The organism is Streptomyces dangxiongensis (assembly GCF_003675325.1).
In the GTDB taxonomy this organism is placed as follows: Bacteria; Actinomycetota; Actinomycetes; order Streptomycetales; family Streptomycetaceae; genus Streptomyces; species Streptomyces dangxiongensis.
The window spans coordinates 4417399-4432519 of record NZ_CP033073.1 but is presented as its reverse complement, the minus strand read 5'-3'; the positions used below and the strand labels follow the sequence as shown (position 1 = coordinate 4432519).

Genomic DNA, 15121 nt, shown 5'->3' with positions numbered 1-15121 from the left:
GCGCCGACAGCCCATGCTCGTGACGCGCACGTAGTCCACGTGGCGGCGGCGGACGAGCATCGGAGGCATGGGCCCAAGAGTAACCCCCCGTGCCGGTGGTGCGTCCGAACTCGTCAGCCCGGGTTTCCGCCCGCGTTCCCGCCCGGGTCACGGCCCAGGCTCTGATCCAGCAGGGCGGCCCACTGGGCCACGACCCGCTGCCGGCGGGCGGTGTCGTCGGTGAGGAGGTTGGCGAGGCCGAGGCCGCGGGCCATGTCGAGGAGGCCCTGGACGCTCTCGCGGGCGCCGGGGCGGGTCTCGTCGGCGCCGAGGAGGTCGACGGCGATGCGGTGGGTCTCGCGGCCGACGCGGGCCTCCAGCTCGGTCACCCGGCCACGGAGCTGCTCCTCGTCCGAGGCGGCGACCCACAGGTGGAGGGCGGCGCGGAAGAGGGGGCCGGTGTAGAGGTCGACGAGGGCGGCGACGACGGCGTGGCGCTCGGCGGGGCCGTCCGGGAAGAGGGCTCTGAGGGCGGTGGAGCGTTCTTCGGCGACGTACTCGACGGCGGCGGTGAAGAGGTCCTCGCGGGTGGGGAAGTGGTGCTGGGCGGCGCCCCGGGAGACGCCGGCCCGTTCGGCCACGGCGGCGACCGTGGAGCCCGCCCAGCCGTGCTCGGCGAGGCAGGCCACGGCGGCTTCCAGCAGCCGCTGCCGGGTGGCCCGGCTGCGGTCCTGCTTGGGCACCCGCTCGCGTTCCGTCGTACTCACACCACCCATGCCGCGTCCCGTCCCTCCAGGAAGGCCGTCATCCCCTCCCGGGCGTGGGCGGAGGAGAACAGCCGGGCCGAGAGCGCGGTCAGCTCCGCCGCGTCCCGGTCGAACGTCTCCAGCACCCTAGCCGTGAGCAGCCGTTTGGTCTCGGCCAGGGCCTCGGGGGAGGAGCGGCGCAGGCCTTCCAGGACGGGGGCGAGGGCGTCGTCCACATCGTCGGCGCACGCCGTGAGCAGGCCCGTGCGGACGGCCTCCGCGGGGTCGAAGCGCGCGCCGGTGAGGTAGTGGCGGGCGAGGGCTCGGGGGTCGGCGCGCGGGAGCACCGGCAGGGAGATCACCGCGGGGGCGAGGCCGATGCGTACCTCGGTGAAGGCGAAGGTGGCCGCGGTGGAGGAGACGGCGATGTCGCAGGCGGCGAGCAGGCCGAGGCCGCCGGCGCGGACGTGTCCCGTGACGCGGGCGACGACCGGTCGGGGCAGTTCGACGATCTGCCGCAGCAGGGCGACCAGGGCGTGGGGGTCCGGCGGGTCGCGCAGGTCGGCGCCGGCGCAGAACGTCGTACCGGTGTGGGTGAGGACCACGGCCCGTACGTCCGGGTCCCGGCCGCAGTCGGCCAGGGCCTCGGCGAGTGCGGACACCAGGGACGCCGAGAGGGCGTTGCGGCTGCCGGTGGCGTCCAGGCTGAGGGTGTCGACGCCACGCGCGCGCGTGCGTCCGATCGGTGCGCTCATGTGTGCTCCCTGAGCTGCCGTCGCACGATCTTGCCGGAGGCGGCGCGGGGGACGGCGCCCCTGATAGTGATCCGGCGGACGCGTTTGCAGGGGGCGACGCGTTCGGCGACGTACAGCGGGACGTCGTTCCCGGTCAGGTCGGCGGCGGTGGGGCGGCGGACGACGAAGGCGTGCGGGATCTCGTTGCCGTCCTCGGTGCGGGCGCCGACGACGGCGGCGTCGGCGATGCCCGGGTGGGTGAGCAGGAGAGCCTCCGGTTCGGGTTGATGAGTTCCTTCACCCGGTCCACGACGAACAGCCGGCCGTCCGGGTGGGCAGGCCGACGGGCGGGACGTCTGCGTACTCGCTGCGGAACACGGGTCCTCCAGGGCGGACGCGGCCTAGTACGACTTGGGCAGGCCCAGGGTCTGGTGGGAGACGTAGTTGAGGATCATCTCCCGGCTGACCGGGGCGATACGGGCCACGCGCGCGGCCGTCACCAGCGAGGCGAGCCCGAACTCCCGGGTGAGCCCGTTGCCGCCGAGGGTGTGCACGGCCTGGTCGACGGCCTGCACACAGGCCTCACCGGCCGCGTACTTGGCCATGTTGGCGGCCTCGCCCGCGCCGGCGTCGTCGCCCGCGTCGTACAGACGGGCCGCCTTCTGCATCATCAGCCGGGCCAGCTCCAGGCTGATGTGCGCCTGCGCCAGAGGGTGTGCGACGGCCTGGTGGGCACCGATGGGCGACTTCCACACGGTGCGTTCGCGGGCGTAGGCGACGGCCCTGGCGAGGGCGTAGCGGCCCATGCCGATCGCGAACGCGGCCGTCATGATCCGCTCGGGGTTGAGCCCGGCGAATAGCTGGAGCAGACCGGCGTCCTCGTCACCGACCAGCGCCTGTGCGGGCAGCCGCACGTCGTCCAGGACCAGCTCGAACTGCTTCTCCGCGGCGGTGAGTTCCATGTCGATCGGGTGGCGCGAGAACCCCTCGGTGTCGCGCGGGACGATGAACAGGCAGGGCTTGAGGGTGCCGGTGCGGGCGTCCTCGGTGCGGCCCACGATGAGCGTGGCGTCCGCCTGGTCCACGCCGGAGACGAACACCTTGCGGCCGGTCAGGAGCCAGTCGGCGCCGTCACGGCGGGCGGTGGTGGTGATGCGGTGGGAGTTGGATCCGGCGTCCGGCTCGGTGATGCCGAAGGCCATGGTGCGGGTGCCGTCGGCGAGTCCGGGGAGCCAGGCCCGTTTCTGCTCGTGCGTGCCGAAGCGGGAGATCACCGTCCCGCAGATCGCGGGCGAGACGACGAGCATCAGCAGGGGCGACCCCGCCGCTCCCAGTTCCTCCAGCACGATGGAGAGTTCGGCGATGCCGCCGCCTCCGCCGCCGTACTCCTCGGGCAGGTTGACCCCGAGGTAGCCGAGTGCGCCGGCCTCGGACCACAGTTCGGTGGGGTGGCGGCCGTCCGCGATGGTCCGGGTGAGGTAGTCGCGGCCGTAGCGCCCGCCCAGGGCGGCGACCGCGGACCGCAGGGCCCGGTGCTCTTCGGATTCGATGACGGAGGTCATGGCGCTCCTAGGATTCTTGTACGACGGCGAGCAGCAGGCCCGGTTCCACCTGCTGTCCCGGCCTGGCGTGCAGGGCGGTGAGCGTTCCGGCGGCCGGGGCGGAGATCCGGTGCTGCATCTTCATCGCCTCCAGCCAGATCAGCGGCTGGCCCGCCTCGACGGCCATGCCCTCCGCGAGGCCCTCGGCGACGCGTACGACCGTGCCCGGCATGGGGGCCAGCAGGGAGCCGGGAGCGAGCCGGGCGGCGGGGTCGGGGAAGCGGGGCAGTGCGGTGAGGGCGGTGCCATCGACGTGGATCCGGTCGCCGTACGCGGACACCTCGAACCGGCGCCGGACGCCGTCGATCTCGAGGACGACCAGACGGGCGTCGGCGTGCACGACCCGCACCCCTTCCGCCGTGAGGCCCTGCCTGGTGTGCCGGTAGCGGACCTCGTGCTCCTCGCCGTCCCTCGCGTACCGCTTCACCTGAGGCTGCGACGACACGTTGCGCCAGCCGCCGAAGCGGGAGCGGCCGTGGGCGTCGGCCAGGGCGGCGGCCAGGGGGGCGTACGGGTCGTGGGCCGGCGTGGTCAGCCCGGCGAGGTGACGGTCGTAGAAGCCGGTGTCCATGCGGGCGGACGTGAACTCCTCGTGCCTGAGGGACCGCACCAGCAGGTCGCGGTTGGTGACCGGGCCGTGCACCGTGGCCCGCTCCAGCGCGCCGGCCAGCCGGCGGATCGCCTCGGCCCGGGTGGGGGCGTGGGCGACGACCTTGGCGAGCATCGGGTCGTAATGGACGCTGATGGGGTCGCCGTCGGTGTAACCGGTGTCCAGGCGGACGCCGGCCGGTACGGCGAGCCGGTACAGGATGCCGGTCTGCGGGGTCCAGTCGCGGGCCGGGTCCTCGGCGTACAGGCGGGCCTCGACCGCGTGGCCGCTCGCGCGGGGCGGCACGGTGTCGAGGGCGTGCCCCTCGGCGATCCGGATCTGCTCCGCGACGAGGTCGATCCCGAACACCGCCTCCGTGACCGGGTGTTCGACCTGGAGCCGGGTGTTCATCTCCAGGAAGTGCGCGCGGCCGTCGGCGACCAGGAACTCCACCGTGCCGGCGCCGACGTAGGAGACGGACCGGGCGGCGCGCACCGCCAGCGCGTACAGCTCCTCGGTGAGCGCGGCCGGCAGGGCCGGCGCCGGGGCCTCCTCGATCACCTTCTGGTGGCGGCGCTGGAGGGAGCAGTCGCGGGTGCCGAGCGGCCACACGGTGCCGTGGGTGTCGGCGAGGATCTGCACCTCCACATGGCGGCCGTGTGCGAGGTACGGCTCCACGAACACCTCGCCGTCGCCGAAGGCGCTCGCGGCCTCCGCGCGTGCGCCCTCCAGCGCGGCCGGCAGCTCCTCCGCGCGGCGCACGATCCGCATGCCGCGCCCGCCGCCGCCGGCCGCCGCCTTCACCAGGACCGGCAGGTCGGCGTCGGTGACCCGGTCCGCGTCGAGCGGGGCGAGGCCCATCAGCCGCTTGGCGCGGGTCTTGGACGCCATGGCCTCGATGGCCTGCGGGGGCGGCCCGATCCAGGTCAGACCGGCGGCCTGGACGGCGCGCGCGAAGCCGGCGTTCTCCGACAGGAAGCCGTACCCGGGGTGCACGGCGTCGGCGCCGGCGCTCAGGGCCGCCCGCACGATCAGGTCGCCGCGCAGATAGGTGTCGGCGGGCGCCACGCCCGGCAGCCGTACGGCCGTGTCGGCCTCGCGCGCGTGCAGCGCGGCGGCGTCCGCGTCCGAGTGCACGGCGACCGTGCGGATGCCGAGGCCGGCGCAGGTACGGAAGACGCGGCAGGCGATCTCGCCCCGGTTGGCGACGAGCACACTGGAAATCACGGGATCCCTCACATCCGGAAGACGCCGAAGCCGCCGCGCGCGCCCTCGTAGGGGGCGGTGTGCAGGGCGGAGAGGCACAGGCCGAGAACGGTGCGGGTGTCGCGCGGGTCGATGACGCCGTCGTCGTACAGCCGCCCGGACAGGAACATGGGCAGCGACTCGGCCTCGATCTGCTGCTCCACCATGGCGCGCAGCGCCGCGTCCGCGTCCTCGTCGTACGGCTGTCCCTTCGCCGCCGCCGACTGCCGGGCGACGATCGACAGCACGCCGGCGAGCTGCTGCGGGCCCATGACGGCGGACTTGGCGCTGGGCCAGGCGAACAGGAACCGGGGGTCGTAGGCCCGGCCGCACATGCCGTAGTGCCCGGCCCCGTACGACGCCCCCATGAGGACCGACAGGTGCGGGACCCTGCTGTTGGCGACCGCGTTGATCATCATCGCGCCGTGCTTGATGATCCCGCCCTGCTCGTACTCCCGGCCGACCATGTAGCCGGTGGTGTTGTGCAGGAAGAGCAGCGGGATGTCGCGCTGGTTGGCGAGCTGGACGAACTGGGCGGCCTTCTGGGACTCGGCGCTGAACAGGACGCCCCGGGCGTTGGCCAGGATGCCGACGGGGTAGCCGTGCAGGGCCGCCCAGCCGGTGACCAGGCTGGTGCCGTACAGCGGTTTGAACTCGTCGAAGTCGGAGGCGTCCACGATCCGGGCGATGACCTCGCGCGGGTCGAAGGGGACCTTCAGGTCCTCGGGGACGATGCCCAGCAGCTCCTCCGGGTCGTACCGGGGCGGCTCGGCCGGGCCGGGGTCCGGGTGGGCCTTGCGGTGGTTGAGACGGGCCACGACCCGCCGGGCCTGGCGCAGCGCGTCGGGCTCGTCCAGGGCGAAGTGGTCGGCGAGGCCGGACACGCGCGCGTGCATCTCGGCGCCGCCCAGGGACTCGTCGTCGCTCTCCTCACCGGTGGCCATCCTCACCAGCGGCGGCCCGCCGAGGAACACCTTCGCCCGCTCCCTGACCATGATCACGTGGTCGGACATGCCGGGAACGTAGGCGCCGCCGGCGGTGGAGTTGCCGAAGACGACCGCGATCGTCGGGATGCCGGCGGCGGAGAGCCGGGTGAGGTCCCGGAAGACGGCGCCGCCCGGGATGAAGATCTCCTTCTGGGAGGGCAGGTCGGCACCGCCGGACTCCACCAGGCTGATGCAGGGCAGCCGGTTGGCGAGGGCGATGTCGTTGGCGCGCAGGGCCTTCTTCAGGCTCCAGGGGTTGCTGGCGCCGCCGCGTACGGTCGGGTCGTTGGCGGTGATCAGGCACTCCACGCCCTCGACCACGCCGATGCCGGTGACCAGGGAGGCGCCGACGGGGTGATCGCTGCCCCAGGCGGCCAGCGGGGACAGCTCCAGGAACGGGGTGTCGGGGTCCAGCAGCAGTTCGATGCGCTCGCGGGCGAGCAGCTTGCCGCGCTCCCGGTGCCGCCGGACGTACTTCTCGCCGCCGCCGGCGAGCGCCTTGGCGTGTTCGGCCTCCAGGCCGGCGAGCTTGGCGAGCATCGCCTCGCGGTGGGCCCGGAAGTCGGGTCCCGTGGGGTCGAGGGCCGTTCGCAGAACCGTCACAGCAGGGTCTCCGGGATGTCCAGGTGGCGGGAGCGCAGCCATTCGCCGAGGGCCTTGGCCTGCGGGTCGAAGCGGTGCTGGGCGGCGACGCCGGCGCCGAGGAGACCCTCGACGACGAAGTTCACGGCGCGCAGGTGCGGCAGCACGTGCCGGGTGACGGGCAGGTCCCGGACCTCGGGGAGCAGCCGGCGCAGGCGTGCGGTGGTCAGCGTGTGCGCGAGCCACCGCCAGGCCTCGTCCGTCCGCGCCCACACACCCACGTTGGCGTTCCCGCCCTTGTCCCCGCTGCGGGCCCCGGCGACCAGGCCGAGGGGCGCGCGGCGGACCGGGCCGGGCGGGAGGGGTTCAGGGAGGGGCGGAGGCGGTACGGCCTCCAGGGGGCGCGTCTCCTGGGGCGGCGGCACGGGGACCCGGCGCCCGTCATGGAGGACGGCCATATGGGCTACGGCCCCATGGGGCACGTACACATCCTCGAAGACCCCATAGGGAGCGCCCTTTCCGGGTGGGGACAGCATGTGGAAGCCGGGGTAGCTGGCGAGCGCCAGCTCCACGGCGGCCCCGCTCAGCGCCCGCCCGACCACCTGTGGATCCGGGTCCCGTACGACGAGCCGCAGCAGCGCGCTGGCCGTCTCCTCGGTGTCGGCGTCGGCGCGGTCGGTGCGCACCAGGTCCCAGCGGACCTCCTCCGGCGGCGACGCGGCGAGCGCGCCGGCGAGCTGCTCCCGCACCAGGGCCGCCTTGGCCTCGATGTCGAGCCCGGTGAGGACGAGCACGACCTCGTTGCGGAAACCGCCGAGCCGGTTGAGCCCGACCTTGAGGGCGGGCGGGGGCGCCTCGCCGCGCACGCCCTCGATCCGCACCCGGTCCGGCCCGTCCCGGCCGAGCCGTACGGTGTCCAGCCGGGCGGTGACGTCGGGGCCGGCGTACCGGGCGCCGCCGGTCTCGTAGAGTAGCTGGGCGGTGACCGTGCCCGGGTCCACGAAGCCGCCGGTGCCGGGGTGCTTGGTGATGACGCTGCTGCCGTCGGCGTGGATCTCGGCGAGCGGGAAGCCGGGCCGGCGCACGTCGCCCTCCGTGAAGAAGGCGTAGTTGCCGCCGGTCGCCTGGGTGCCGCACTCCAGTACGTGTCCGGCGACGACGGCACCGGCGAGACGGTCGTACTCCCCGGGCTGCCAGTTGAAGTGGGCGGCGGCGGGCCCGGTGACGAGCGCCGCGTCGGTCACCCGGCCGGTGACCACGATGTCGGCGCCGGCCCGCAGGCAGGCGGCGATCCCGAAACCGCCGAGGTAGGCGTGGGCGGCGAGGGTTCCGGGGTGGGCCGCGCCCAGGTCGTCGCCCTCGACATGGGCGACCCGCACCGGGACGCCGAGCCGGTCCGCCAGCTTCCGTATCTCCCCGGCGAGTCCGGCCGGGTGCAGACCGCCCGCGTTGGTGACGATCCGCACCCCGCGCGCGTGGGCGAGGCCGAGGCAGTCCTCCAACTGGCGCAGGAAGGTACGGGCGTACCCGGCGGCCGGGTCCTTCAGCCGGTCGCGGCCGAGGATGAGCATGGTGAGTTCGGCGAGGTAGTCACCGGTGAGGACGTCCACGTCGCCGCCGGTGAGCATCTCGCGCAGGGCGTCGGAGCGGTCGCCGTAGAAGCCGGAGAAGTTGCCGATACGCAGGGCCACCGGCTCGGACGCGTCGGACCCGGTCGGCGCCACCGGCTCGGGCGCGCCTGAACCGGTCATGGGGTGGTCCCCTCGTCCCGGTGGGGTTGGGAGGCACCGGGTGGAGGGCCGGAACCCCCGGGTGCGGCGTCGGCGTGGTCGGGGCGCTTCGGCGGGCGGCCCGTGCCCGGGGGGCCCGCGAAGGCCTGGGCGATGCCGAGCCAGCGGTCGGCGTCCGGGCCCTCGGCGTGCAGGGCGAGGTCGGCGCGGTGGGCGCGCTGGGTGACGAGGAGGCAGAGGTCGAGGGCGGGGCCGGTGACCCGCTGGGCGGCGTCCGGCGGGCCGTAGGCCCACATCTGTCCGGACGGCGCGGTCACCTCGATGCGGAACTCCTCCGCCGGCACAGGCAGCCCCCGTGCCCCGAAGGCGAAGTCCCGGGCTCGCACCCCGATACGGACCACATGCCGGAGCCGGTCGGTGGGTGCGCGGACCACACCCAGGGCGTCCGCCACGTCCTGCCCGTGGGCCCAGGTCTCCATAAGGCGACCGGTGGCCATAGAGGCGGCCGACATGGGTGGCCCGAACCAGGGGAAGCGGCTGCCGCTCGGGGCGGCCCGCAGCGCCGTGTCGAGCGCGGCCCGGCCCTCCCGCCACCGGGCCAGCAGTTCGGCGGGCCGGAGGCGGGCGCCCTCGTCGGCGGCCTCGTCCACGAAGGCGTCGGGTGACGTCAGGGCCGGACGGAGCACCGTCCCGAACCCGTCCTCGTCCGTCACGGCGAGCAGCGCGGCCCGGTCCGTCCAATGCAGGTGGGCGATCTGGTGGGCGATGGTCCAGCGTGGGGCGGGCGTACCGAGGGCCCACCGCTCCTCGGGCAACTCGGCGACCAGCAGGTCGAGTTGCTCACTTTCCTCACGCAGGTCGTCGAAGACGGGCGTCGGATCGGACATGGGGGGAGCATGGCAGCGGGAGCAGAAACAATCAAGCATGCTTGCATGAATTGGTCCCCCGCTCACCCGGACGCGGAATGGTGCTCCAGGTGGGCGAGCGGAACCGAGGCCGGCCGCAACGCGCTCATACAGTGACCGGAGGAGCCGAACCGAAGGAGCCCGCGCATGCGCCTCACCGTCCGCCCCGTGTCCCGCGCCGACCACCTCTCCTTCGTGGCACAGCGCCCTTCGGCCAGCCATATGCAGGTGCCGTCCTGGGGTGACGTGAAGCCCGACTGGCGGGCCGAGAGCCTGGGGTGGTTCGAGGAGGACGGTCGGCTGGCGGGAGTCGGCCTGGTGCTGTTGCGCCCGCTGCCCCGGACGAAGCGGTACCTGGCGTATCTGCCGGAGGGTCCGGTCATCGACTGGCGGACGCCCGACCTGGAGCACTGGCTGGAGCCGATGCTGGCCCATCTCAGGAACCGGGGTGCCTTCTCGGTGAAGATGGGGCCGCCCGTGGTGACCCGGCGGTGGAGCCCCGAGGCGGTGAAGGCCGCGATCGCCGACCCCGACGCGCACCGGCTGCGCGATGTGCCGGCGACGTCGGAAGAGCCGGGCGGCATCGAACTCGCCGACCGGCTGCGCCGCATGGGCTGGCGGCAGGCCGAGCCGGGCGGGGAGGAGGGCTTCGCCGCCGGGCAGCCCCGGTACGTGTGCCAGGTGCCGTTCGCCGGACGATCGCTCGAGGACATCCACCGCGGGCTCAACCAGCAGTGGCGACGCAACATCAAGAAGGCCGAGAAGGCGGGCGTGAAGGTCGTGCGGGGCGGCCCGGAGGACCTGCCGGCCTTCTACGAGCTGTACGCCGAGACCGCCGAGCGCGACCGGTTCCTGCCGCGCCCGCTGCCGTACTTCCAGCGCATGTTCGGCGCGCTCACCGCCGAACACCCCGACCGGATGCGGCTGTACCTCGCCCACCACGACGGGGACGTGCTCGCCGCGGCGACGATGCTGGTCGTCGGCGGCCATGTCTGGTACTCCTACGGTGCCTCCACCAGCCGTAGGCGCGAGGTCCAGCCCAGCAACGCCGTGCAATGGCGCATGATGTGCGATGCCCATGAACTCGGCGCCCACGTCTACGACTTCCGGGGCATCACCGACACCCTGGAGGAGTCCGACCACCTGCTCGGCCTGCTGCGCTTCAAGGTGGGCGCGGGCGGCGAGGCCGTGGAGTACGTGGGCGAGTGGGACTTCCCGCTGAACCGCCTGCTGCACAAGGCGCTGAACGTCTACATGGCCCGACGCTGAGGCCCTCCCCGGCTTGCACAGCGGATTCGACAGCCTGCGGCCGGCCCGGTGCCGGCGACCGGGCGATCCTGGACGCCGCACCGGCCGCCGACACCCACGACTTCGTCCTCGGGCTTCCCGACGGCTACGACACCCGGGCCGACGCCCACTCGGCGCGGCTGTCCGGCGGCCGGTCGCAGCGTCGGCGATCGCCCGCGCCATTCTGCGGGACGCGCCCGTCCTGGTCCTGGACGGGCCGACCACCGGGCTGGACGCGATGGCCGCCCGCCGCGTCGTCACACCGTTGCGCCGCCTGATGGCGGGCCGTACGACGATCATGATGCCTACGAGTACGGGTACGGGCACGACTACGGGTACCCGGACGGAAGCCGGCTCCGGCCACAGGGCCTCTGAGCCGAGCGACCCGAGTGATCCGAGTGATCCCAGCGACCGGAGTGATCCGAGCGACCGGAGTGATCCGGTCCCAGCATCCGGGACAGTTCCTAAAGGGGTTCACGCACCTGTCGAAGTCCATTACCCTGGACGCAAAAGTACATCCCGATGAACTCCGGCGACCGTACCCCTCACCCCGAGCCAAGCCACAGGACCGCCCGTGACCGCCAGATCCAGCACCGCCACGCCGACCCCGGTCGCCCCCGCCCCGGGGCAGGGCCGCCTCGGCACGCTCGGCCCCGTGGGGCTGGTCCTGACCGGCGGCATCTCGGTGCAGTTCGGCGGGGCCCTGGCGGTGACCCTGATGCCCAGGGCGGGCGCGCTCGGTGTGGTGACCCTGCGCCTGCTCGCGGCGGCGATCGTCCTCCTGGTGGTCTGCCGGCCCCGGCTGCGCGGGCACTCGCGCACCGACTGGGGGACGGTGATCGTCTTCGGCATGGCGATGGGCGCGATGAACGGCCTGTTCTACTCGGCGGTCGCCCGCATCCCACTGGGCCCGGCGGTCACCCTGGAGGTCCTCGGCCCGCTGACCCTGTCCGTCCTGGCCTCCCGCCGCGCCGTCAACGCGCTCTGGGCGGGCCTGGCCCTCGCGGGCGTGTTCCTCCTCGGCGGCGGAGGCTTCGGCGACCTGGACCCCACAGGTGTCGCCTTCGCCCTGGGCGCGGGCGCCATGTGGGCGGCCTACATCATCTTCAGCGCTCGTACGGGGCGCCGCTTCCCCCAGGCCGACGGTCTGGCGTTGGCCATGGCGGTCGCGGCCCTGCTCTTCCTCCCCCTCGGCATCACCGAGGCGGGCACCCGCCTGCTGAACCCCACCACGATCGCCCTCGGCTCGGCGGTGGCGCTGCTGTCCTCGGTCCTGCCCTACACCCTCGAACTCCTGGCCCTGCGCCGGCTGCCCGCCTCCACCTTCGCCATCCTGATGAGCCTGGAACCGGCCCTCGCGGCCACGGCCGGCTTCCTGATCCTCGACCAGGCCCTGTCCGCCACGGAGGCCGCCGCGATCGCCCTGGTCATCGCGGCGAGCATCGGCGCGGTACGCACCCAGGTGACCCGAGGCAGACTCCCCCTCCCCGTCGAGGGCCAGTGACGCCCCACCTGGCCGGCCCGGCCGAGGACCGGTGCCCGCCGTCCCGCGTATCGCGTCGGGCTCCGGCGGACTGTACGGATCACGTCACCTGGACTCGACCGCGGGTCGCACCGGCTCCCACCGGGCCCCCGGACAGTGCGGTCGCGTGACGCCATCGCGTTCCGGCCGCTCCCCCGGTGCCTCTGCTGTGACGCGGTGACGACTCAGGTGATCGTGCTCAACGGTGGTTCTCGGCGTCACCCGCGGCCCAGCCCCCGGACGCCGGCGGGCCCACCGCGTCTCCCCCAGGTGACCGACGTGGCGGCCGGTCGTCTCGCGGTCACGGCGTCGGCTTCGTCGTCCCCGTCCTCCTCTCCAGTGCCTCCGCCAGTACCTCCGCCAGGTGCCTGCCCCGGACTCCGGCGAGCTGGTCCAACTGGGTACGGCAGGAGAAGCCGTCCGAGAGGATCACCGTGCCCTCGGGTGCCTCCCGTACGGCCGGCAGAAGCTGCTCCTCCGCGCAGACCCGGGAGACGTCGAAGTGGCCTCTCTCGAAGCCGAAGTCTCCCGCGAGGCCGCAGCAGCCTCCGCTGAGGTCGCCGGTGAGGCCCGCGGCGGCGCGCAGCCGGCGGTCGGGGGTGTCACCGAGCACCGCGTGCTGGTGGCAGTGGGTCTGGCCGGCCACCGGGCGGTCGACGGCGGGCGGTGTCCAGTGCGGGGCGTGCCGCTCCAATGCTTCGGCGAAGGTGAGGACCGCGGCGGACAGCCGGGCGGCACGCGGGTCGTCGTGCAGGAGTTCCGGGAGATCACCGCGCAGGGCCGCGGCGCAGCTCGGTTCCAGGACGACGACCGGCAGTCCGGCCCGCAGTACCGGTTCCATCAGGTCCAGGGTGCGGCGCAGCACCGCACGGGCGCGGTCGAGCTGGCCGGTGGAGACATAGGTCAGGCCGCAGCAGACCCGGGCGCGGCGGGCCGTGAGCAGCGCGGTCGCCGCCCTGGTCCGGCCGTCGCCGATCACTCCCCGGTGTGGTGGCAGCGTCGGCGGGAGGGCCACGCGCAGGCCGGCGTCCTCCAGGACGCGGACGGCGGCCCGGCCGACGGACGGGGTGAGGTGCTCGGTGAAGGTGTCCGGCCAGAGGACGACGAGGTCCCCGGTGCCCCGGGTGGGTTTCCTGCGGCGCCACCACGCGGTGAACGTCCGTGCCGCCAGCCGGGGGATGTCCCGTTCCGCCGCGATGCCGCCCAGCCGTTTGCCGAGGGCCGCCAGCGGCCGTATCGAGGCGAGCGCGTTGAGGAGGGGGGCCGTGCGCGTGCGGGCGGTCCAGCGCAGCCACTCGGGGAGCCGGCCCATGCTGTGGTGGGCGGCGGGGCGACGGCGGCCGGCGTAGTGATGGTGGAGGAACTCCGCTTTGTAGGTGGCCATGTCGACGCCGACCGGGCAGTCCGAGCGGCAGCCCTTGCAGGACAGGCAGAGGTCGAGGGCGTCCCGGACCTCCGTGGACCGCCAGCCGTCGGTGACCAGTTCGCCCGCGAGCATCTCGTGCAGCAGGCGGGCCCGGCCGCGGGTGGAGTGCTGCTCCTCGCCGGTGGCCCGGAAGGAGGGGCACATCACGGCGGGGCCGGTCATGGAGGCCGTACGGCACTTGGCGACGCCGACGCAGCGGCTGACGGCCGCGCGGAAGTCGCCGCCGTCGGCCGGGTAGCCGAAGGTCACGTCGACCGGGCGGCGGGGCAGGACGGAGAAGCGGAGGTTGCTGTCGAGCGGGGCGGGACGGACCAGCATGCCGGGGTTGAGCAGGTCGTCCGGGTCCCAGAGGGCCTTGGCGCGTTCGAAGAGCCGGACCGTCTCCGCGCCGTACATGCGCGGCAGCAGTTCCGCGCGGGCCTGTCCGTCCCCGTGCTCCCCGGACAGCGAGCCGCCGTGCTGTGTCACCAGGTCGGCCAGTTCCTCGGAGAAGCGGCGGAAGCGTCCGACACCGGCCTCGGTGAGCAGGTCGAAGTCGATGCGGACGTGGATGCAGCCGTCGCCGAAGTGGCCGTAGGGCGTGCCGCGCAGCCCGTGGGCGGTCAGCAGGGCGCGGAAGTCGCGCAGGTAGGCGCCGAGGCGGGCGGGCGGCACCGCGCAGTCCTCCCAGCCGGGCCACGCCTCCGTGCCGTCCGGCATCCGGGTGGCCGTGCCGGCCGCGTCCTCACGGATGCGCCACAGGGTGCGCTGGGCCGCCGGGTCGGTGACGACCAGGGCGTCCACGACGTCGGCGGCGCGGATGATCTCCCGGGCACGGGCGTGTGCCTGCGCCGCCGTCCGGCCGCCGGTCTCCACGAACAGCCAGGCGCCGCCCGGGGGCAGGCCGGCCCCGGCCGGAACGAGGTCGGCGGCCATGCCCTCCACCGTCAGCGGTCCGTGCGGCAGCAGGCCCGCGGCGGCTTCGGCGGCGGCGCTCTCGTCGGCGTACGACAGGACCGCCAGGGCGCGCGCCCGGGGGACCTCGACCAGGCGGACCACCGCTTCGGTGAGGATGCCGAGGGTGCCCTCGGAGCCGCAGAAGGAGCGGGCGACGTCCGCGCCCCGCTCGGGCAGGAGCGCGTCCAGTGCGTAGCCGGAGATGCGGCGGGGCAGGTCCGGGAAGCCCGTGCGCAGCCGGGACAGCTCGCCCGCCACCAGCTCCCGCAGGCCGTCGGGGGCGCCCGCCCAGTCCTGGCCGGGCCGCAGCCGCTGCCCGCGCGCGGTGAGGACGGACAGCTCCCGTACGTTGTCCGCGGTGGTGCCCCAGGCGACCGAGTGGGAGCCGCAGGAGTTGTTGGCGATCATCCCGCCGAGCGTGCACCGGCTGTGTGTGGACGGGTCGGGGCCGAACCGCAGTCCGTGCGGGGCGGCGGCCTCCTGGAGGCGGTCGAGCACGAGTCCCGGCTGCACGACGGCCGTCCGGGCTTCCGGGTCCAGCCCCAGCAGGCCGTTCATGTGCCGGGTGAAGTCCAGCACCACGCCCGTGCCGGTCGCCTGCCCGGCGATCGACGTGCCCCCGCCGCGCGCCACCACCGGCACCCCGTGCGCCCGGCACACCTCCAGCACGGCGGAGACGTCGTCGGCGTCCCGGGGGGCCACCACGCCCAGGGGCACGCGCCGGTAGTTGGACGCGTCCATGGTCACCAGTGCCCGGGAGCCCGCGTCGAAGCCGACCTCGCCCCGGACGGCCCCGCGCAGCTCACCCGCAAGATCTGTCATGCGTCCAGGATGCATCCGATCACGCACAGTC

10 protein-coding genes and 2 pseudogenes are annotated in these 15121 nt (G+C 74.1%); 3 read left to right on the top strand and 9 right to left on the bottom strand.

All coding sequences use genetic code 11. The features are described 5' to 3' along the window. Nucleotides 1-113 precede the first annotated feature (113 nt). The 8 genes and pseudogenes from D9753_RS19940 to D9753_RS19905 form a co-directional block, all read right to left on the bottom strand. Entirely contained in the window at nucleotides 114-755 is a 642-nt protein-coding gene (locus tag D9753_RS19940; protein ID WP_121788224.1) for a TetR/AcrR family transcriptional regulator, read from the bottom strand. After that, nucleotides 743-1480: an enoyl-CoA hydratase family protein gene (locus D9753_RS19935; RefSeq protein ID WP_121788223.1), complete on the bottom strand. Its 738-nt coding sequence runs from the start codon at nucleotides 1478-1480 to the stop codon at nucleotides 743-745. Before D9753_RS19935 ends, D9753_RS19940 begins: the two co-directional genes overlap by 13 nt. Beyond that, nucleotides 1477-1787, bottom strand: a pseudogene (locus tag D9753_RS19930) (AMP-binding enzyme); the annotation flags it as partial. The pseudogene D9753_RS19930 and the gene D9753_RS19935, both read right to left, overlap by 4 nt. A gap of 73 nt (nucleotides 1788-1860) precedes the next feature. Beyond that, nucleotides 1861-3021 (bottom strand): acyl-CoA dehydrogenase family protein, encoded by a 1161-nt coding sequence (locus D9753_RS19925; protein WP_121788222.1) that lies wholly within the window; start codon nucleotides 3019-3021, stop codon nucleotides 1861-1863. 7 nt (nucleotides 3022-3028) lie between these two features. Beyond that, entirely contained in the window at nucleotides 3029-4876 is a 1848-nt protein-coding gene (locus D9753_RS19920) for an acetyl/propionyl/methylcrotonyl-CoA carboxylase subunit alpha (protein ID WP_121788221.1), read from the bottom strand. A gap of 8 nt (nucleotides 4877-4884) precedes the next feature. Further along, complete coding sequence (locus D9753_RS19915) at nucleotides 4885-6483, bottom strand: acyl-CoA carboxylase subunit beta (RefSeq protein WP_121788220.1); 1599 nt, start codon at nucleotides 6481-6483, stop codon at nucleotides 4885-4887. Continuing rightward, entirely contained in the window at nucleotides 6480-8213 is a 1734-nt protein-coding gene (locus D9753_RS19910) for an acyclic terpene utilization AtuA family protein (RefSeq protein WP_240468227.1), read from the bottom strand. The genes D9753_RS19915 and D9753_RS19910 overlap by 4 nt, the downstream gene beginning before the upstream one ends. After that, complete coding sequence (locus D9753_RS19905; protein ID WP_121788219.1) at nucleotides 8210-9079, bottom strand: TIGR03084 family metal-binding protein; 870 nt, start codon at nucleotides 9077-9079, stop codon at nucleotides 8210-8212. The genes D9753_RS19910 and D9753_RS19905 overlap by 4 nt, the downstream gene beginning before the upstream one ends. 165 nt (nucleotides 9080-9244) lie before the next feature. Between D9753_RS19905 and D9753_RS19900 the strand changes: the two genes are divergently transcribed. The 3 genes and pseudogenes from D9753_RS19900 to D9753_RS19890 all read left to right on the top strand — a co-directional run bounded on the left by D9753_RS19900 (nucleotide 9245) and on the right by D9753_RS19890 (nucleotide 11888). Beyond that, on the top strand, nucleotides 9245-10366 hold the full coding sequence (locus D9753_RS19900) for a lipid II:glycine glycyltransferase FemX (protein ID WP_121788218.1): 1122 nt from the start codon (nucleotides 9245-9247) through the stop codon (nucleotides 10364-10366). Nucleotides 10367-10398: 32 nt separating this feature from the next. After that, nucleotides 10399-10688, top strand: a pseudogene (locus D9753_RS38720) (ATP-binding cassette domain-containing protein); the annotation flags it as partial. A gap of 270 nt (nucleotides 10689-10958) precedes the next feature. Beyond that, nucleotides 10959-11888 (top strand): EamA family transporter, encoded by a 930-nt coding sequence (locus D9753_RS19890; RefSeq protein ID WP_121788217.1) that lies wholly within the window; start codon nucleotides 10959-10961, stop codon nucleotides 11886-11888. Between the two features lie 319 nt (nucleotides 11889-12207). Here the strand turns inward: D9753_RS19890 and D9753_RS19885 are convergent, their stop codons facing one another. Beyond that, nucleotides 12208-15090, bottom strand: coding sequence for an FAD-binding and (Fe-S)-binding domain-containing protein (locus tag D9753_RS19885; protein ID WP_121788216.1), 2883 nt, complete (start codon nucleotides 15088-15090; stop codon nucleotides 12208-12210). Nucleotides 15091-15121: the final 31 nt, after the last annotated feature.